Below are 17,459 nucleotides of genomic sequence, written 5' to 3'. Positions count from 1 at the left end.
TCAGTGCCCCCGCACCGGCATCACCACCGTCGTGAAACTCCCCTGGTCCGCCGAGCGGACGACGACCGGCTGGTCCGCCCCCGCGATCTCCAGCAGCACATCGGGCCCCACCCCGGCCTCCAGCACCGGCACCAGGACCGCCGGGTCAAAGGCGATCCGCAGCCCGGGACCGGTACACACCGCCCCCAGCCGCACGGGTCCGGCCTCCCCGCCCGACACCTCCAGCACCCCTTCCGCGGTGCCGTCCGCCGCCGTCCCGACCGCCAGCGAAGCCACCACGCCGCCCCGGTCCGCCACCGCGTCCCGCAGCCCGACCCGATCCACGATCACCCGGTGCCGCACGACCGCCAGCCCCGCCAGCATCAGCCGGTAGTCCGGAAACTCCCCCGGCTCGCCCACTCCGGCAGTCCCGTCGCCCTGCGCGCCCGCGTCCCAGCACTCCTCCCCGCTCCGCAGCCGCACCCGCGCGACACCCGAGGCGTCCGCCCCGGCCGGGAACTCCACCGCGACCGCCGGCCGTCGCACCGCCCACTCCGCCATCCGGCGTGCGGTGTCCGCCGCGAGCAGCACCCGCCGCGGACCGCCCGCGCAGACCTCCGGCCGCAGCACCCGCACCGCAAGCCGGTAGCGGTCAGTGGCCGCCAACCGCACTTCCCCGTCGACGAGTTCGAGCAGTACGCACCCCAGCACCGGGTGCTCCCGGGCCGTCGCACCGACCGCCGCCGCGGGCGCCACCTGCCGTACCGCACTGGCGAGTTCCGGTCCGTCCACCCGCGCCCACGCGGTGCCGCCGCGGTACGCCGGTTCCCCGGATGCCTCCCGCAGAAAGCCCTCCACCGCGGCCCGTGCCTCGTCCGCCGCCCGCCGGGTCCGCTCCAAGTGGGCCCGCAGCACATTGCGGGCCACGTCCTCGGGGCCGTCGAGCACGGTCCCGACGTCCACCAACGGCAGCCCCGCGGCCCGCAGGTGGCGCAGCCGTACCGCCCGCGCCACCTGCCCGGTCCCATAGCGCCGGTACCCCGTGGCGGCGTCCACCCGGTCCGGCCGCAGCACCCCGCAGTCGTCGTAGAAGCGCAGCGCGCTCGGTGTCAGCCCCGCCCGCCGGGCGAACGCGCCGATGCTCAGGAGTTCCCCGTCGTCGTCCATGGCCGCGATTCTCGGACTTCGACCAGCTTGAAGGTCAAACCGTCCGCCGGGGCGGTCGGCCGCACCCGGCCCGCCCACCGGACCACCGGACCACCGGACCACCGCTTCAGAGCGTCTTGACCGTGCCGCCGTCGATCACGTAGTCCGCACCCGTGATGTTCCCGGCCACGTCGGAGAGGAGGAAGGCGATCAGGGACGCCACCTCCCGCGGTTCGGTGATCCGCCCGCTGGTGATGCCGAACGCCTGCGGGATCTGCTGGAGGAACGCCGCGTGCTCCGCCCCGGCGCTCGCCGCCACCTTGCCGCCGAAGCCCTCCGGGTCCTCCCAGAGGGCGGTCCGGACGATGCCGGGCGAGACGGTGTTGACGCGTACCCCCCGCGGCCCGAACTCCTCGGCCAGCGACTTCCCGAGGGCGGCCAGGGCCGCCTTGGCCGCGCTGTAGGCGACCGGGCCGGCGGCGGGCAGCCGGGAGTTGATGGACGACACGTTGACGATTGCGCCGCGGCGCTCGATCAGGCTGGGCAGCGCGGCCCGGCTGGCGCGGACCGCGCTCAGCAGGTTGAGGTCGAAGACGGCGCCCCACTGGGCATCGTCGGTGTCCAGGAACCCGGCGAGCTCCACGGCGTCCCCGCCGCCGACGTTGTTCACCAGCAGGTCGATACCGCCCAGCTCCGCGAAGGCGCTGTCCATCAGGGCGGCCACGCCGTCGGCGGTGCCCAGGTCGGCGGAGACCGCGAAGGCACCGGTCTCCTTGAGTTCCGGGGTGATGGTGCGGGCCGCCCCGACGACCCGTACGCCCTCGTCGATCAACGTGCGGACGGTGGCCAGACCGATCCCGCGGCTGGCGCCGGTGACCACGGCGGTCTTGTCGGTGAGGTTGAGCTGCATGGCACTCCGATCCCGAATCAAGTTCTTGAACTTTAGGTACAAAATTTGGGCAGCAGTGATCCACCGTCCAACCTGGGAGATCCCAGCAGGTCAGAGGCTGTCGATCGTCGCGTCGATCACCATGGAGAGCCGCTCCGGCCCCTCGGCAACCCGGGCCAACAGCCGGAGCCCGACGACCGTGGACAGCAACATGCTCCCCATCGCCCGCGCATCGCGGCCGGGCGCGATCTCCCCGGCCCGCTGCCCCTCCTCGATCAGTGCGCGGAACGCCTGCTCGGTCCGGTCGAACATCCGCCGCACCAGCTCGGTCGCGGTCTCATCCGCCCCCGCGAGCTCCGCCGCGGCATTGACGGCCAGGCAGCCACGGCGGTCCGGATCGGCGAGGTCCATCTCCACCAGGAGGCGCAACACATCGCGCAACCGGTCCTTCACCGGCCCGGTGCCCTCCACCATCTCGACCAGGGCCTGCGCCTGACTGTCCCGGTAGCGGACCAGTGCCCGCTCGAACAGCCCGTGCTTGCTGCCGAAGGTGTTGTAGAGACTGCCCTTGCCGATACCGAGCGCATCCACGAGGTCCTGCGGCGTCGTGGCGGCGTACCCCTTGCGCCAGAACACCTGCATGGCCTGCTCGACGGCGGCGTCCGGATCGAACTGCTTCGGCCTTCCCATGCGCAGCACTGTAACAGTTTTCTTGACCTACAGGTCCAGAAAGCCCCGACTCCACTGCCCGGCGGCAATGCTGCGACCTGCGGTTCCTCAGGTCGCCTCAGGTCGCGTCGCCGAGATGCTGCCTCAGGGACGTGTCATTTCCTCAGACTGCCCAGCAGCCCGCACCCCTGCCCGAGGGCGTCACGCACCTGCATCGGCAGCGGCGTCGACGGCCCGGACAGTGCGGGGAAGGGTCGGGGGCATGTCGCGATGATGCCAAGAAGCTTCCGTGGGGCCGAGAGGTCGGCCGGCGGCGATCTGCGAATCTCGACTCGGAGCCGGATCCGCCTTGGATCCGACACCGACCGGGAGATTCCGACCCGGAATTCGAGACCCGGCCGGCCACCGGCTCAGGTCTGCGCCATGTCCACGAAGCGTGAGTAGTGGCCCTGGAAGGCCACAGTGATCGTCGCGGTGGGGCCGTTACGGTGCTTCGCCACGATCAGGTCGGCCTCACCGGCCCGTGGCGATTCCTTCTCGTAGGCGTCCTCGCGGTGCAGCAGGATGACCATGTCGGCGTCCTGCTCGATGGAACCGGATTCACGCAGGTCCGAGACCATCGGCTTCTTGTCCGTACGCTGCTCGGGCCCACGGTTCAGCTGCGAGAGCGCGATGACCGGCAGCTCCAGCTCCTTGGCCAGCAGCTTGAGGTTTCGGGACATGTCCGAGACCTCCTGCTGACGGCTCTCGGCCCGCTTGGAACCGCCGGACTGCATCAGCTGGAGATAGTCGATGACCACCAGCTTCAGCTCGTTGCGCTGCTTCAGCCGCCGGCACTTGGCGCGGATCTCCATCATCGAGAGGTTCGGCGAATCGTCGATGTAGAGGGGCGCGGCCGAGACGTCCGGCATCCGGCGCGCCAGCCGCGTCCAGTCGTCGTCCGTCATGCTGCCCGAACGCATGTGGTGCAGCGCCACCCGGGCCTCGGCGGACAGCAGACGCATCGCGATCTCGTTGCGCCCCATTTCCAGCGAGAAGATCACGCTCGGCAGGTTGTTCTTGATCGAGCAGGCCCGCGCGAAGTCCAGCGCGAGCGTCGACTTACCCATGGCCGGACGGGCCGCGATGACGATCATCTGGCCCGGGTGCAGGCCGTTGGTCAGTGCGTCGAGGTCGGTGAAGCCCGTCGGCACACCGGTCATCTGGCCCTGCCGCGAGCCGATCGCCTCGATCTCGTCGAGCGCGCCCTCCATGATGTCGCCGAGCGGCAGATAGTCCTCGCTGGTCCGCTGCTCGGTGACGGCGTAGATCTCCGCCTGGGCCTTGTTGACGATCTCGTCGACGTCGCCGTCCGCCGCGTATCCCATCTGCGTGATCCGCGTGCCGGCCTCGACGAGGCGGCGCAGCACGGCCCGCTCATGGACGATCTCGGCGTAGTACTCGGCGTTGGCGGCGGTCGGTACCGACTGGACCAGGGTGTGCAGATACGAGGCGCCGCCGACCCGGCCGATCTCACCGCGCTTGGTGAGCTCCGCCGCGATGGTGATCGGGTCGGCCGGCTCGCCCTTGGCGTACAGGTCGAGGATCGCCTGGAAGATCAGCTCGTGGGCGGGACGGTAGAAGTCGTCGCCCTTGAGGACCTCGACGACGTCCGCGATGGCGTCCTTGGACAGCAGCATGCCGCCGAGCACGGACTGCTCGGCATCGAGGTCCTGCGGCGGGACCCGCTCGAAGCCGCCGGCCCAGGAGCCGCCGCCCTCGTCGTCGCGCTCCGTACGGTCGCCCCGGCCCCGGCCCTTGCCGTCGCTCCGGCGGGAGCGGGCGGCCGGCAGCAGGTCGCTGGGACCGGAGTCCGCCCAGGGGTCGTCCATGGGCTCGGGAATGCTCACCCCGGCACCTCCTCCCGTCCGCGAGGCGGACCTTGCTGTGCGGTTCTTTCTTACGGCACAGCGCTGACAATCGAGACGCCCGACTCCGGTTACGGCGCGTCGAGTTCGGACAGGTCTCATGGCCGGAACAGGCGGCGGGTGCCGGACCACGGTAGGCCCGCGAGCACCGTCCGCCAATCTGGTTATCCACAGGCCGTGTGGATGACCGCCCCATAGCTGTGGAGAACTCCCCGGATCCTGTGCACGGGCCGGGGGAAACTTCTGTGGACAAGCACACAATCACGCCATCCCCACCCCTCTGACCTGCGCTTTTCTCATCCATAGGCTGTGGGGGAGAAAAACTTCGGCAACCTGTTCATGATCGCCGCAAACCGCACACAGAAGCCACCTCCGCACAGCGGAAAGTAAGGAGTGCAGGGCAGTTGCATCTCTTACCTGTGGACGATTAGATTGCCCCTCATGACACAGGCCCCCGCGACACCACGGCGCGCCCTCCGCCACCATGACCGCGAGATCATCGCGCTGGCGCTGCCCGCCTTCGGCGCCCTGGTCGCGGAACCGCTGTTCGTCATGGTCGACAGCGCCGTCATCGGCCACCTCGGCACCCGCCAACTCGCCGGCCTCGGTGTCGCCGCCGCCCTCCTCACAACCGCCGTCTCCGTCTTCGTCTTCCTCGCCTACGCCACCACCGCCGCGGTCGCCCGCCGGGTCGGAGCCGGCGACCTCTCCTCCGCGATACGCCAGGGCATGGACGGCATCTGGCTCGCCCTGCTCCTCGGCGCGGCCGTCATCGTCGCCGTCCTGCCCACCGCACCCTGGCTCGTCGAGGCCTTCGGCGCCTCCCCGGCCGCCGCCCCGTACGCCACGACCTACCTCCGCATCAGCGCGCTCGGCATCCCCGCGATGCTGGTCGTCCTGGCCGCCACCGGAGTCCTCCGCGGCCTCCAGGACACCAGGACTCCGCTGTACGTCGCCATCGGCGGCTTCACCGCCAACGCCGCCCTCAACGTCGGACTGGTCTACCTCGCCGGGCTCGGCATCGCCGGTTCCGCCTGGGGCACCGTCATCGCCCAGTGCGGTATGGCCGCGGTCTACCTCACCACGGTGGTCCGCGGCGCCCGCCGCCATGGTGCCTCATTGCGCCCGGACGCCGCCGGGATCCGCGCCTGCGCCCAGGCCGGCGTCCCACTGCTGATCCGCACGCTCTCGCTGCGTGCGGTGCTGATGATCGCCACCGCGGTCGCCGCCCGGCTCGGCGACGCCGAGATCGCCGCCCACCAGATCGTCCTGTCCCTCTGGCAGCTCCTGGCCTTCGCGCTGGACGCGATCGCCATCGCCGGCCAGGCCATCATCGGACGGTACCTCGGCGCCGGAGACCGAGCCGGCGCCAGTGCCGCCTGCCGCCGGATGGTCCAGTGGGGCATCGCCTCCGGCATCGTCCTCGGCGTGCTGGTGGTGCTCGCCCGGCCGCTGTTCATCCCCCTCTTCACCACCGACCCCGCCGTCCGGACGCCCCTGCTCACCACTCTCCTGGTCGTCGCGGTCACCCAGCCGGTCGCCGGCATCGTCTTCATTCTCGACGGGGTCCTCATGGGGGCGGGCGACGGGCCCTATCTCGCCGGAGCGATGGTCGTGACGCTGGCGGTGTTCGCCCCGGCGGCCCTGGCCGTCCCCGCCCTGGGCGGCGGCCTGGTCGCCCTGTGGTGGGCGATGGCCCTGATGATGACCGTCCGGATGCTGACGCTGTGGCTGCGTGCCCGCTCCGGCCGGTGGATTGTGACCGGGGCCTCCCGGTGAAGAACCTCCCCGAATCCCGGACCCGTGCAGATAATGACCTTGTGCGCTCGCTTGCCAGGAAATCCGTCCTGCCCCTGACGCTAGTCATCGTGGGGGCAGCCGCAGTGGTGGGCTACGCGGCGGAGGAGACCCACCCGACCAGAGCCACCGGCGGCCACACCGGTTACGGCAAGTCCGGCGCGCCCGGCCAGGCGCCCCAGGACCAGGACCCCTCGGCCACCGCCCCGCCCAAGGACGGCAACGCCTACACCCCGCGCAGGACCGAGGAGAACGGCCGGATCGGCGCGGTCTTCGAGAAGGACGATCACGGCTCCCACTTCTGCACCGCCAGCGTGGTGCAGAGCCCGGGCCGGAACATGCTGATCACCGCGGCCCACTGCGCCTTCGACGTCGACACCGGGAAGCCGGTGGACGACCTGGTCTTCGCGCCCGACTACCGCAACGGCGACGAGCCCACCGGCCTGTGGAAGGTCAGCAAGGTCGTGGTCGACGACCGCTGGGCCAAGTCGCAGGACGAGGACCTCGACGTCGCCTTCCTCACCCTCGACACCAAGGACGGCAAGGAGATCCAGGACGTCCTCGGGGGCAACACCCTCGGCATCGACCGCGGCTTCGACAACGAAGTCAAGATCACCGGCTATCCGACCAGCCGGGACACCCCGATCTCCTGCCAGAACCGCACCACGAAGTTCAGCGACAACCAGATGCGCATCCAGTGCACCGACTTCGAGGGCGGCACCAGCGGCAGCCCGTGGCTGGCCGACTACGACCCCAAGAGCCACACGGGCACGGTCATCGGCGTCCTCGGCGGCCACGAGGGCGGCGGCGACCAGGACGACGTCTCCTACGCCGCGTACTTCGACGAGGACGTCGCCAATCTCTACGAGCATGCCCAGGACGAGGACTGACCCCCGCGCCGCACCTCCCGCTCAACGCAAAGGGCCGTACCCCGTGGCGGGGTACGGCCCTTCAGCGCTCTGCTGCGAACTGCGCTCAGGCGGCGATGACCTCGACGCCGAGCTTCGCGACGACCTCGGCGTGCAGACGCACCGAGACCTGGTGCGCGCCCAGGGTCTTGATCGGCGAACCGAGCTCCACGCGGCGCTTGTCGACGTCCGGACCACCGGCAGCCTTGATCGCCGAAGCGACGTCGGCCGGGGTGACGGAGCCGAACAGGCGGCCCGCGTCGCCGGCGCGAACGGCCAGCTTCACGTTGACGCCCTCAAGCTGAGCCTTGACCTCGTTGGCCTGCTCGATCGTGGCGATCTCGCGGATCTTGCGACCGCGACGGATCTGCGCGACGTCCTTCTCGCCACCCTTGGTCCAGCGGATCGCGAAACCACGCGGAACCAGGTAGTTACGGGCGTACCCGTCCTTGACGTCAACAACGTCACCGGCGGTGCCGAGGCCGGAGACCTCGTGGGTGAGGATGATCTTCATTTGTCGGTCACCCTTCCCTTATCGCGCGGTGGACGTGTAGGGCAGCAGCGCCATCTCACGGCTGTTCTTCACGGCCGTGGCGACGTCACGCTGGTGCTGAGTGCAGTTGCCGGTGACCCGGCGGGCACGGATCTTGCCGCGGTCGGAGATGAACTTCCGCAGCAGGTTCGTGTCCTTGTAGTCGACGTAGGAGATCTTCTCCTTGCAGAACACGCAAACCTTCTTCTTAGGCTTGCGAGCAGGCGGCTTCGCCATTGTCTCTCTCCAGTGAGTTCAAGAAGTGTGTGCTGACGCCCTCAGGCCCCAGGCCGTTCTCCGCCTCGTTTCACGTGAAACTGGCCGTTTCACGTGAAACACCGACGAATGAACGCGTCGCCCGGGCCTAGAAGGGCGGCTCGTCCGAGTAGCCGCCGCCGGAGCCGCCGCCCCAGCCACCGCCGCCACCGCCCTGCTGACCGCCGCCAGAAGGACCACCGGTCGCCCACGGGTCGTCGGCCGGAGCGCCGCCGCCCTGCTGACCGCCGCCGGGGCCACCGCCCCAGCCGCCGCCACCCTGGCCACCGCCCTGACCGCCGCCCTGGCCGCCGCCGAAGCCGCCGCCCTGGCCACCACGACCGCTGGTCTTGGTGACCTTCGCCGTGGCGTTGCGCAGGCTCGCGCCCACTTCCTCGACGTCGAGCTCGTAGACCGTGCGCTTCACGCCCTCGCGATCCTCGTACGACCGCTGCTTGAGACGGCCCTGGACGATCACGCGGGTACCCCGCGTAAGGGACTCGGCGACGTTCTCCGCCGCCTGACGCCACACCGAGCAGGTCAGGAACAGGCTCTCGCCGTCCTTCCACTCGTTGGTCTGGCGGTCGAAGGTGCGGGGAGTGGACGCGACGCGGAACTTCGCGACCGCCGCACCGGACGGGGTGAAGCGCAGCTCGGGGTCGTCGACAAGATTGCCGACGACCGTGATGACGGTCTCGCCTGCCATTAGGGGAACCTCTCGGCGGGTGTGCTGCTGGCTGCTGGTGTTGCTGCTACTCGAACCCGGTTACCGCTGAACGCGTACGCGCTCAGTGGGTCTCGGGACGGAGGACCTTGGTCCGAAGAACCGACTCGTTCAGGTTCATCTGACGGTCGAGCTCCTTGACGACCGCAGGCTCGGCCTGCAGGTCGATGACCGAGTAGATGCCCTCGGGCTTCTTGTTGATCTCGTACGAGAGACGACGACGGCCCCAGGTGTCGACCTTCTCGACCTTTCCGTTGCCCTCGCGGACGACGGAGAGGAAGTTCTCGATCAGGGGGGCGACAGCGCGCTCCTCCAGATCGGGGTCGAGGATGACCATCACCTCGTAGTGACGCATGGTGAACCCACCTCCTTTGGACTCAGCGGCCACGGTCGTTCCGTGGCAGGAGGGTCGTGATGCGTTCTGCGCCCGGCCCGCCGGAGGACCCGGGCAGACATGTGCGCAGACCGTACAGAGTACCTGCCTCCGCGCTTCCGGTTGAAATCCGCCCGGCGGACCCCTCAATCTGGAACACAACGGGTGTGAGCGGCGTTACAGTGCGCCGCCCTGTCAGTGGAGGTGCCGGATGGCACAGGCAGCACGGACCCAACGGAATCTGCTCGCCCTTCTCAACAGCGACGGCCAATCCCATCCCGTGGAGAACACTCTCGCGGTCGTGACCTTGGTACTCGGTGCGATTGCCGCCCTCAGTGCCTTCTCGCCCGGCCTGCACCTGGTCAGCTCCTGGGTGGGCCTGATCGGAATCGGAACGGGCCTGTGGGGCCAGTACATCTCCTCGACAACGGCTGAGCGCTTCCTGTTGATCATCGGGCTCGGTGCCTCCGCCGTCGGCTTCTACCTCGGCCTGGCGCACGGCGGTCTCTTCGGCGGCGTGATCGGCTAGCCCACCGCGCTGCGGCATACGGGGCCCGGTCCCGTACGGCCCAGACGGGGCGCTCCCCGGTCACAGTAGGCTTCGGCGCGAGAGCCGGAGCCCCGACCATGGGGACACACCAGCCGAGGAGCGCCCCGCATGAGCCTGACCCTGAGGACCATCAGCCGAGAGCAGCATCTGGCATACATCCAGAGCCTGCCCGCGGCGAGCCACATGCAGGTCCCGGCCTGGGCGGACGTGAAGGCCGAGTGGCGGTCCGAGAGCCTGGGCTGGTTCGACGCGTCCGGGACGCTGGTCGGCGCCGGGCTGGTCCTGTACCGCCAGCTGCCCAAGATCAAGCGGTATCTGGCCTACCTCCCCGAGGGCCCGGTCATCAACTGGTACGCGCCGAATCTTGAGGAGTGGCTGCGGCCGATGCTCAGCCACCTCAAGCAGCAGGGTGCGTTCTCCGTGAAGATGGGCCCGCCCGTCATCATCCGCCGCTGGGACTCCACCGCGATCAAGGCGGGCATCCAGAGCCCCGACGTCAAGCGGCTGCGGGACATCGAGGCCACCCACATCGAACCGCGCGCCTTCGAGGTCGCCGACCGGCTGCGCCGCATGGGCTGGCAGCAGGGCGAGGACGGCGGCGCCGGCTTCGGCGATGTGCAGCCCCGCTACGTCTTCCAGGTGCCGCTGGCCGACCGTGCGCTGGAGGACGTCCACAAGGGCTTCAACCAGCTGTGGCGCCGCAACATCAAGAAGGCCGAGAAGGCCGGCGTCGAGGTCGTCCAGGGCGGCTACGAGGACCTGGCCGAATGGCAGCGGCTCTACGAGATCACCGCGAAGCGCGACCAGTTCCGGCCGCGTCCGCTCGGCTACTTCCAGCGCATGTGGTCCGCCCTCAACTCCGAGGACCCCAACCGCATGCGGCTCTACTTCGCCCGCCACAACGGGGTGAACCTCTCCGCCGCGACCATGCTCGTCGTCGGCGGGCACGTCTGGTACTCGTACGGCGCCTCGGACAACATCGGCCGCGAGGTCCGGCCCTCCAACGCGATGCAGTGGCGGATGCTGCAGGACTCGTACGCGCTCGGTGCCTCCGTCTACGACCTCCGCGGCATCAGCGACTCGCTGGACGAGAACGACCACCTCTTCGGTCTGATCCAGTTCAAGGTCGGCACCGGCGGGCAGGCGGCGGAGTACCTCGGCGAGTGGGACTTCCCGCTCAACAAGCTCCTGCACAAGGCGCTCGACATCTACATGTCGCGCCGCTGACCGCTCCACCGCACCGTCCGTACTCCTGACACACCCCAGCCACGAGAAAGGTTCCGGGCCGGCCATGGCGCTCACCCTCTACGTCGACACCGCGCGCTGGCGGGCGCATCAACAGAGCGTTCTCCAGCAGTTCCCCGGGCTGGTCCCGGTCTGCAAAGGCAACGGCTACGGCTTCGGCCACGAGCGCCTTGCCGAGGAGGCCACCCGGCTCGGTTCCGACATCCTCGCGGTCGGCACGACCTACGAAGCGGCCCAGATCAAGGACTACTTCAGCGGCGATCTGCTGGTGCTGACCCCGTTCCGGCACGGCGAGGAGCCGGTGCCGCTGCCCGACCGGGCGATCCGCTCGGTCTCCTCGGTGGAGGGCGTGGGCGGGCTGGTCGGCGCCCGGGTCGTCATCGAGGTCATGAGCAGCATGAAGCGGCACGGCGTCAAGCCGGAGGACCTGCCGAAGCTGGCCGCGGCCATCGAGGACGTCCGGTTGGAGGGGTTCGCGATCCACCTGCCGCTGGACCGCGCCGACGGCTCCGACTCGATCGACGAGGTCATCCGGTGGATGGACCAGCTGCGCGCTGCCCGTCTCCCGCTGCACACCATGTTCGTCAGCCACCTCAAGCCCGCGGAATTCTCCCGCCTCCAGCAGCAGTTCCCGCAGACCCGCTTCCGCGCGAGGATCGGGACGCGGCTCTGGCTCGGCGACCACGACGCCACCGAGTACCGCGGCTCGGTGCTCGACGTCACCCGCGTCGCCAAGGGCGACCGGTTCGGCTACCGCCAGCAGAAGGCGGCCTCCGACGGCTACCTCGTCGTGGTGGCCGGCGGCACCTCGCACGGCGTCGGCCTGGAGTCCCCCAAGGCGCTGCACGGGGTGATGCCGCGCGCCAAGGGCGTGGCCCGCGCCGGTCTGGCGACCGTCAACCGCAATCTCGCGCCGTACGTCTGGTCCGGCAAGCAGCGCTGGTTCGCCGAGCCCCCGCACATGCAGGTGTCGATCCTGTTCGTCCCGGCGGACGCCCCCGAGCCCCAGGTGGGCGAGGAACTGGTGGCCCACCTGCGGCACACCACCACGCAGTACGACCGCATCGTGGACCGCTGAGCCGTCCGGCCCGGCGCTGACCAACGCCAGGGCCCGGTGCTGCGGAACTTCCCGCAGCACCGGGCCCTGGTGCGTTTCCGCCGCGTCGCTCAGTCCTGTACGACGCCCCAGCGCACCCGTGGCGCCCCCTCGAAGTGCACCGCGTGCCGCGGCTCGTGGTGCGTCCGCCCGAGCACGAACACATCGGGGCTCCGGTCCAGGACACCCCCCGAGGGATCGTCGTCGCCGTCCCTGCGGACCACGTCGCGCTCCGGCATCAGGATGTCCCGGACGACCACGGCGCACAGGTAGAGCGTGCCGAGGAGGTGCAGCGCGATGGCCAGTTGGTAGCCCTCGGGCGGCAGCCCCTGATGCTTGTCGCCGTTGCCGGTGTAGGCCAGGTACAGCCAGATCCCCAGGAAATACATCACCTCGCACGCCTGCCAGATCAGGAAGTCGCGCCAGCGCGGCCGGGCCAGCGCCGCCAGCGGGATCAGCCACAGGACGTACTGCGGCGAATAGACCTTGTTGGTGAGGATGAACAGCGCCACGACGAGGAAGGCGAGCTGTGCGAAGCGCGGCCGGCGCGGTGCGTAGAGGGTCAGCAGCGCGAGGGCGCCGCAGCCGAGGATCATCAGGAGCGACGCGTAGAGGTTGGCGTCCTCCAGGGGATTGCCGGTCCGCTGCGAGATCAGCAGCCAGACCGAACCGAAGTCGATGGGCCGCTCCTGGCTGAAGGTGTAGAACTTCGCCCAGCCCTCCCGGATGTGGAACCCGGACGCATCGTGGGCGATCATCACCGGCAGATTCACCACCAGCCAGGACACCACCGCACCGAGGACGGCCCGCCCGTACGCGCGCCAGGTCCCCGCCCGCCAGCACAGCACCAGCAGCGGCCCCAGCAGCAGCACCGGGTAGAGCTTCGCCGCGGTCGCCAGCCCGATCAGGACACCGGCCGCCAGCGGACGACTGCGTGACCACAGCAGCATCCCCGCGGCGGTCAGCGCGACCGCCAGCAGGTCCCAGTTGATGGTGGCGGTCAGCGCGAAGGCCGGCGCCAGGGCCACCAGCAGTCCGTCCCAGGGACGCCGCCGGTGGGTACGGGCCACGCACACCGCGATGACCGCCGCGCAGACCATCAGCATGCCGGCGTTGGCCAGCCAGTACATCTGCTCCCGGTCCTGGATCGGCCCGCCGTGCGGCGTCAGCCAGGAGGCGACCTCCATGAAGAGCCCGGTCAGCACCGGGTACTCCAGGTACTGCATATCGCCGGGAAGCTTGTCGAAGTACGGGATCAATCCGTCGGCGAATCCCCGGCCGGAGTAGAGGTGGGGGATGTCCGAGTAGCAGGCGTGCACGTACTGACTGGTGGCGCCGAAGAACCAACCGCCGTTGTAGCAGGGCAGCTTCTGCACCATGCCGAGCGCGAACATGCCGATGGCTACGAGCGCGATGACCCGCACCGGCGTCAGCCAGTGCGTCCCGAGCAGCGCGCGCCGGCCGATCGGGCCACCGATCAGCTCGCTGCCGGCCGCGGCCACCTCATCCCGTCGCGTCGGCCGTACGGGCTCGTCCTGTCGCAGGCTCGTCATGGCCCCATCCTGCCGTACGCACCGGGGACGAACGCGACGAAGCCCCCACCCGGTCGCTCCGGGTCGGGGGCTTCGTGGAGCCATGTTTCACGTGAAACAGGCCGACGTTTCACGTGAAACGTTCAGCGGTTCTCAGCCGCCGGTGGGGCCGCCGAAGATGCCTCCTCCGCCGTTGTTTCCGCCACTGGTCGGATCGGGCGTCGTCGGAGCCGTCCCGCCGGTGTTACCCCCCGGCCCGCCGGGGCCGCCGTTGCCCCCACCGTTGTTCCCGCCGTGGTTCTTGCAGCGCGGGTCCCAGGGGGAGCAGGTCTGCGTCGGGGTAGAGGTCGGGGTCTGCGTCGGGGTGGCCGAGTTGCTGGGCGTAGTAGACGGGCTCGGCGGCGCGGAGCTCTGCGTGGGAGTGGGCGTGGGGGACGGCATACCGGGCTCGTTGATGACCTGCCCGATCGGCTGGGCCGCCGGGAAGGGCTCCGAGGGGAGACCCTCCATCGCCTGCTGCATGTACTGCGTCCACACCTCGGTCGGCAGCGCACCACCGTGGATCGAGTCGAACCCGCCGACACCGTTCATGGACAGCTGGCGGGGGTTCTGCGCGTCCTCACGGAACATGGTGATGGCCGTCGACAGCTGCTTGGTGTAGCCGACGAACCAGGCCGACTTGTTCTCGTCCGTGGTACCCGTCTTGCCCGCGGCCGGCAGCCCCAGCTTCTTGGCCGCCTTGCCCGTGCCGTTCTGGACCACGTTCTCCAGCACGTCGGTGACGTTGTTGGCGATGTTCGGATCGATCACCGTCTGCGGCTTCGGCTTCTCGAAGCCCGGCAGCTCCTTGCCCTCGGAGACCACCTTGGTCACCGAGTACGGCTCCACCTGCGTACCGGAGGCGGCGAAGGTGCCGTAGGCATCGGCCATGCGGATCGCACTCGGCGTGGACGTGCCCAGCGCGAAGGACGGGTTGAGGTTCCTGTCGAAGCTGGCCGGCGAGATCCCGGCGGCCTGCGCCATCTCCTTCACCTTGTCCATCCCGACGTCCATGCCGAGCTGGACGAACGGGGTGTTGACCGACTGCTCCATCGCCTTCCGCAAGGAGATGTAGCCCCAGGGGTAGTCGCTCTCGTTCACCTGGTAGAAGGGCGTGTTGTCCTTCTTCAGGACGTATGTACCGTCCGAGTTCTTCACCTTGAGATGGTCGTCGCCGTTGTACTTGCTGTCCGGCGACAGCGGCTGGCCGCTGCCGGCCTTCCCGTACTTCATCGCCGCGGCGAGGACGAACGGCTTCCAGGTCGAGCCGACCGGCACACCGTAGGTGTCGGCGTTGTTGCTGAAGTGTCCCTTGTCGTAGCCCTCGCCGCCGTACAGGGCCACGATCTTGCCGTCGCCCGGCACGACCGAAGCGCCGCCGAACTGGACGTACTTGTCCTTTTCCGGCCGCCTCTTCGGGTCGATGTACCGGTCGTTGACCGACTTCACCGCGGCGGCGAGGGCCTTGGTCTTCTTCTCGTCGAAGGTCGTCTGGACCGTGTAGCCGCCCTTGTCGAAGCGGGCCTCACTGACGTCCGTGTGCTTGAGGACGTACTTCTTGGCGACGTCGATCAGGTAGCCGACCTGCCCGCCCTTGCTCGCCACCGGACGGGGCTTCTGCGGTGTGGGGAAGCCCTTCGCCTTGTACTTGGCCTCGTCCGCCGCCGTCATGTGGTGGTTCTCGACCATGCGGTCGAGGATCCACGCCCAGCGCTCCTTGGCGCGTGCGGTGTTCAGGGCCGGGGTGGCGTTCGCACCGATGCCGCCCGCCGGGTCGTACAGGTTGGCGCCCTTGAGCGTGGCGGCCAGGAAGGCGCTCTCACTCGGGTCCAGCTTGGAGGCGTCCTTGCCGTAATACGCCTGGGCCGCGGCCTGGATCCCGTAGGCACCACGACCGAAGTAGCTGGTGTTCAGGTAGCCCTGGAGGATCTGCTCCTTCGACTGCTTCCAGCCGACCTTGATCGAGATGAACAGTTCCTTGAACTTCCGGTCCACGGTCTGTTCCTGGCTCAGCATGGCGTTCTTGACGTACTGCTGAGTGATGGTCGAGCCACCCTGGGTGTCGCCGCCCCGGGCCATGTTGAGCAGGGCGCGGAGGATGCCCATGGGGTCGACGCCGTGGTCGCTCCGGAAGGAGGCGTTCTCGGCGGAAATCACCGCTTCCTGCATGGAAAGCGGGATTTCGCTGATACCGACCACCTGGCGGTTGGTCTCGCCGTCACGGGCCATGACCTTGCCATTGGCCCAGAGGTAGACGTTGTTCTGCGACCTGGACGCCTTGTTCACGTCGGGCACCTGCACCAGCGCGAGACCGACGCCGGCCACACCGACGACCAGGGCGGCGACCGCGACGCACATGCTGGCGACCTGTTTCCAGGACGGCATCCACCGCCGCCAGCCGGTGTGGTTGGCGCGCGGGTAGTCGATGAAACGCTTCTTGGGCGGCTTGCCGCCGCCCCGACCGCGTCCCCGGCCGCCTTCTCCGCCACCGCCTCCGCCACGGCGGCCACCGCCGTGCCCGGCGCCGCCGCCGGACGCCATGGCCGCGGAATCGGATCCCCGCCGGCGACCGGATCGTTGGGCGGCCCGACGGGCCTCGGCACGCCCACCCGGCCGCGACTGCGGCGGCGGGGGCGTGGCACCGGCACCCTGCACAGGGGCCGCACGATGCCCGGAGGGCGGCGCGGCGCGTCTGGCAGCGGCACGCCCGCCACCTTGCGGCTGGGGTGGTTTGCGACGGTGCTCGCTCATGGAACGAATACTCCTCGGGCAGGCGCGCTTTCTCGTCGCCTGAAGGCGGCAGTTGTCTTCAGATCCCCCCGAAGCACGGCCCGTTCCTGACGCGCGGGCCGCACTACGCCGAGGTCAGGGACGCCACGTATAGGCCCACGGTTCCCGGCATTCTGCATGCCGCACAGACTACGCACGGCCAAAACCTGCCCAGTGTTGAAATTCACTCCAAAACAGTCAGGTTGCCTCGCACGAATAAGTGATGTGACGCCGTTCACCGTCGGACCACTTGTTCCGCCCAGGGCGTCGTTCTATCGTCTGGATGTATCGAGTCGATACATCAGCACGAGATAAAGACCGCACAGGGCCTAGGAGGCGGAGGATGAGCAGGCGTTCGGGCATCCTCGAATTCGCCGTCCTCGGCCTGCTCAGGGAATCCCCGATGCACGGTTACGAGTTGCGGAAGCGGCTCAACACCTCGCTCGGGGTCTTCCGGGCATTCAGCTACGGCACCCTCTACCCCTGCCTCAAGGCGCTGGTCGCGAGCGGCTGGCTGGTGGAGGAAACGGGCGGTGCCCCGGACGGGGTTCCCGCCACGGCACTGACCGGACGCCGTGCCAAGATCGTCTACCGACTGACCCCGGCGGGCAAAGAGCACTTCGAAGAACTGCTCGGCCACTCCGGACCGGACGCCTGGGAAGACGAGCACTTCGGTGTCCGCTTCGCGTTCTTCGGTCAGACGTCGCGGGATGTGCGGGTGCGCGTGCTGGAAGGCCGCCGCAGCCGGCTGGAGGAGCGTCTGGAGAAGATGCGCACCTCTCTGGCCAGAACCCGCGAGCGGCTGGACGACTACACCCTCGAACTGCAACGGCACGGCATGGAGTCCGTGGAACGCGAAGTCCGGTGGTTGAACGAGCTCATCGAGAGTGAGCGCGCCGGGCGCGATCAGCGCACACCGGACTCCGCAGCGCAGGACGAGGACAACCAGTCAGGAGATACGGACGGCCTGCCCCGGCACCGGGGTGGTTCCCGGCCGGATCCGTCCGAATGACACCACCACATGAGGCCCTGCCGTGCAGGCCCTCATC

General features: G+C 69.3%; 16 protein-coding genes. 6 read left to right on the top strand and 10 right to left on the bottom strand.

Going from position 1 to position 17,459, the window contains the following annotated elements; genetic code table 11:
* The 4 genes from CG747_RS07395 to dnaB all read right to left on the bottom strand — a co-directional run bounded on the left by CG747_RS07395 (position 1) and on the right by dnaB (position 4,572).
* Entirely contained in the window at positions 1 to 1,146 is a 1,146-nt protein-coding gene (locus CG747_RS07395) for a MerR family transcriptional regulator (protein WP_100600810.1), read from the bottom strand.
* 106 nt (positions 1,147 to 1,252) lie between these two features.
* Positions 1,253 to 2,035 (bottom strand): oxidoreductase, encoded by a 783-nt coding sequence (locus CG747_RS07390; protein WP_100600809.1) that lies wholly within the window; start codon positions 2,033 to 2,035, stop codon positions 1,253 to 1,255.
* 90 nt (positions 2,036 to 2,125) lie between these two features.
* Positions 2,126 to 2,704, bottom strand: a complete 579-nt coding sequence (locus CG747_RS07385; RefSeq protein WP_100600808.1) for a TetR/AcrR family transcriptional regulator — start codon at positions 2,702 to 2,704, stop codon at positions 2,126 to 2,128.
* Positions 2,705 to 3,093: 389 nt separating this feature from the next.
* The gene (gene dnaB, locus CG747_RS07380; protein WP_100600807.1) at positions 3,094 to 4,572 is read right to left on the bottom strand and encodes a replicative DNA helicase; all 1,479 of its coding nucleotides are present in this window, start codon (positions 4,570 to 4,572) and stop codon (positions 3,094 to 3,096) included.
* Positions 4,573 to 5,031: 459 nt separating this feature from the next.
* On the opposite strand from dnaB, the gene CG747_RS07375 reads away from it, so the two are divergent.
* Together CG747_RS07375 and CG747_RS07370 are read left to right on the top strand one after the other, a co-directional pair.
* Positions 5,032 to 6,369, top strand: coding sequence for an MATE family efflux transporter (locus CG747_RS07375; RefSeq protein ID WP_100600806.1), 1,338 nt, complete (start codon positions 5,032 to 5,034; stop codon positions 6,367 to 6,369).
* Between the two features lie 89 nt (positions 6,370 to 6,458).
* Positions 6,459 to 7,277, top strand: a complete 819-nt coding sequence (locus CG747_RS07370; RefSeq protein ID WP_257980267.1) for a serine protease — start codon at positions 6,459 to 6,461, stop codon at positions 7,275 to 7,277.
* An 85-nt stretch (positions 7,278 to 7,362) separates the two neighbouring features.
* On the opposite strand, the gene rplI is transcribed toward CG747_RS07370, so the two are convergent.
* The 4 genes from rplI to rpsF all read right to left on the bottom strand — a co-directional run bounded on the left by rplI (position 7,363) and on the right by rpsF (position 9,161).
* Positions 7,363 to 7,809, bottom strand: coding sequence for a 50S ribosomal protein L9 (rplI, locus tag CG747_RS07365; protein ID WP_100600804.1), 447 nt, complete (start codon positions 7,807 to 7,809; stop codon positions 7,363 to 7,365).
* Between the two features lie 18 nt (positions 7,810 to 7,827).
* The gene (gene rpsR, locus CG747_RS07360; protein WP_003978893.1) at positions 7,828 to 8,064 is read right to left on the bottom strand and encodes a 30S ribosomal protein S18; all 237 of its coding nucleotides are present in this window, start codon (positions 8,062 to 8,064) and stop codon (positions 7,828 to 7,830) included.
* A gap of 127 nt (positions 8,065 to 8,191) precedes the next feature.
* Positions 8,192 to 8,788 carry a single-stranded DNA-binding protein gene (locus CG747_RS07355; protein ID WP_100600803.1) on the bottom strand — a complete coding sequence of 199 codons (597 nt, stop codon included), beginning with the start codon at positions 8,786 to 8,788 and terminating at the stop codon, positions 8,192 to 8,194.
* Positions 8,789 to 8,870: 82 nt separating this feature from the next.
* Positions 8,871 to 9,161 (bottom strand): 30S ribosomal protein S6, encoded by a 291-nt coding sequence (gene rpsF / locus CG747_RS07350; RefSeq protein ID WP_018542659.1) that lies wholly within the window; start codon positions 9,159 to 9,161, stop codon positions 8,871 to 8,873.
* A gap of 229 nt (positions 9,162 to 9,390) precedes the next feature.
* Here rpsF and CG747_RS07345 point away from each other — a divergent pair, with 229 nt between their 5' ends.
* From CG747_RS07345 to CG747_RS07335, 3 genes are all read left to right on the top strand, one after another.
* On the top strand, positions 9,391 to 9,708 hold the full coding sequence (locus CG747_RS07345) for a hypothetical protein (protein ID WP_100600802.1): 318 nt from the start codon (positions 9,391 to 9,393) through the stop codon (positions 9,706 to 9,708).
* 129 nt (positions 9,709 to 9,837) lie between these two features.
* Entirely contained in the window at positions 9,838 to 10,956 is a 1,119-nt protein-coding gene (locus tag CG747_RS07340; protein ID WP_100600801.1) for a peptidoglycan bridge formation glycyltransferase FemA/FemB family protein, read from the top strand.
* 64 nt (positions 10,957 to 11,020) lie between these two features.
* Positions 11,021 to 12,052, top strand: coding sequence for an alanine racemase (locus tag CG747_RS07335; protein ID WP_100600800.1), 1,032 nt, complete (start codon positions 11,021 to 11,023; stop codon positions 12,050 to 12,052).
* A gap of 89 nt (positions 12,053 to 12,141) precedes the next feature.
* Here the strand turns inward: CG747_RS07335 and CG747_RS07330 are convergent, their stop codons facing one another.
* Both CG747_RS07330 and CG747_RS07325 read right to left on the bottom strand, forming a co-directional pair.
* On the bottom strand, positions 12,142 to 13,623 hold the full coding sequence (locus CG747_RS07330; protein WP_100600799.1) for a glycosyltransferase family 87 protein: 1,482 nt from the start codon (positions 13,621 to 13,623) through the stop codon (positions 12,142 to 12,144).
* A gap of 132 nt (positions 13,624 to 13,755) precedes the next feature.
* Positions 13,756 to 16,392, bottom strand: a complete 2,637-nt coding sequence (locus CG747_RS07325; RefSeq protein ID WP_374701746.1) for a transglycosylase domain-containing protein — start codon at positions 16,390 to 16,392, stop codon at positions 13,756 to 13,758.
* A 361-nt stretch (positions 16,393 to 16,753) separates the two neighbouring features.
* Here CG747_RS07325 and CG747_RS07315 point away from each other — a divergent pair, with 361 nt between their 5' ends.
* Entirely contained in the window at positions 16,754 to 17,422 is a 669-nt protein-coding gene (locus CG747_RS07315; RefSeq protein ID WP_100600797.1) for a PadR family transcriptional regulator, read from the top strand.
* Positions 17,423 to 17,459 lie beyond the last annotated feature (37 nt).

This window comes from Streptomyces sp. CB02959 (assembly GCF_002803155.1).
GTDB lineage: Bacteria > Actinomycetota > Actinomycetes > Streptomycetales > Streptomycetaceae > Streptomyces.
This window is presented reverse-complemented; position numbering and strand designations above follow the sequence as displayed.

Coding starts and splice junctions, on each gene's coding strand:
- CG747_RS07390 (WP_100600809.1), bottom strand. CDS start 2,035: ATGCAGCTCAACCTCACCGACAAGACCGCCGTGGTCACCGGCGCCAGC.
- CG747_RS07340 (WP_100600801.1), top strand. CDS start 9,838: ATGAGCCTGACCCTGAGGACCATCAGCCGAGAGCAGCATCTGGCATAC.
- CG747_RS07395 (WP_100600810.1), bottom strand. CDS start 1,146: ATGGACGACGACGGGGAACTCCTGAGCATCGGCGCGTTCGCCCGGCGG.
- CG747_RS07385 (WP_100600808.1), bottom strand. CDS start 2,704: ATGGGAAGGCCGAAGCAGTTCGATCCGGACGCCGCCGTCGAGCAGGCC.
- rpsF (WP_018542659.1), bottom strand. CDS start 9,161: ATGCGTCACTACGAGGTGATGGTCATCCTCGACCCCGATCTGGAGGAG.
- rplI (WP_100600804.1), bottom strand. CDS start 7,809: ATGAAGATCATCCTCACCCACGAGGTCTCCGGCCTCGGCACCGCCGGT.
- CG747_RS07330 (WP_100600799.1), bottom strand. CDS start 13,623: ATGACGAGCCTGCGACAGGACGAGCCCGTACGGCCGACGCGACGGGAT.
- rpsR (WP_003978893.1), bottom strand. CDS start 8,064: ATGGCGAAGCCGCCTGCTCGCAAGCCTAAGAAGAAGGTTTGCGTGTTC.
- CG747_RS07355 (WP_100600803.1), bottom strand. CDS start 8,788: ATGGCAGGCGAGACCGTCATCACGGTCGTCGGCAATCTTGTCGACGAC.
- CG747_RS07325 (WP_374701746.1), bottom strand. CDS start 16,392: ATGAGCGAGCACCGTCGCAAACCACCCCAGCCGCAAGGTGGCGGGCGT.
- CG747_RS07345 (WP_100600802.1), top strand. CDS start 9,391: ATGGCACAGGCAGCACGGACCCAACGGAATCTGCTCGCCCTTCTCAAC.
- CG747_RS07315 (WP_100600797.1), top strand. CDS start 16,754: ATGAGCAGGCGTTCGGGCATCCTCGAATTCGCCGTCCTCGGCCTGCTC.
- CG747_RS07335 (WP_100600800.1), top strand. CDS start 11,021: ATGGCGCTCACCCTCTACGTCGACACCGCGCGCTGGCGGGCGCATCAA.
- CG747_RS07375 (WP_100600806.1), top strand. CDS start 5,032: ATGACACAGGCCCCCGCGACACCACGGCGCGCCCTCCGCCACCATGAC.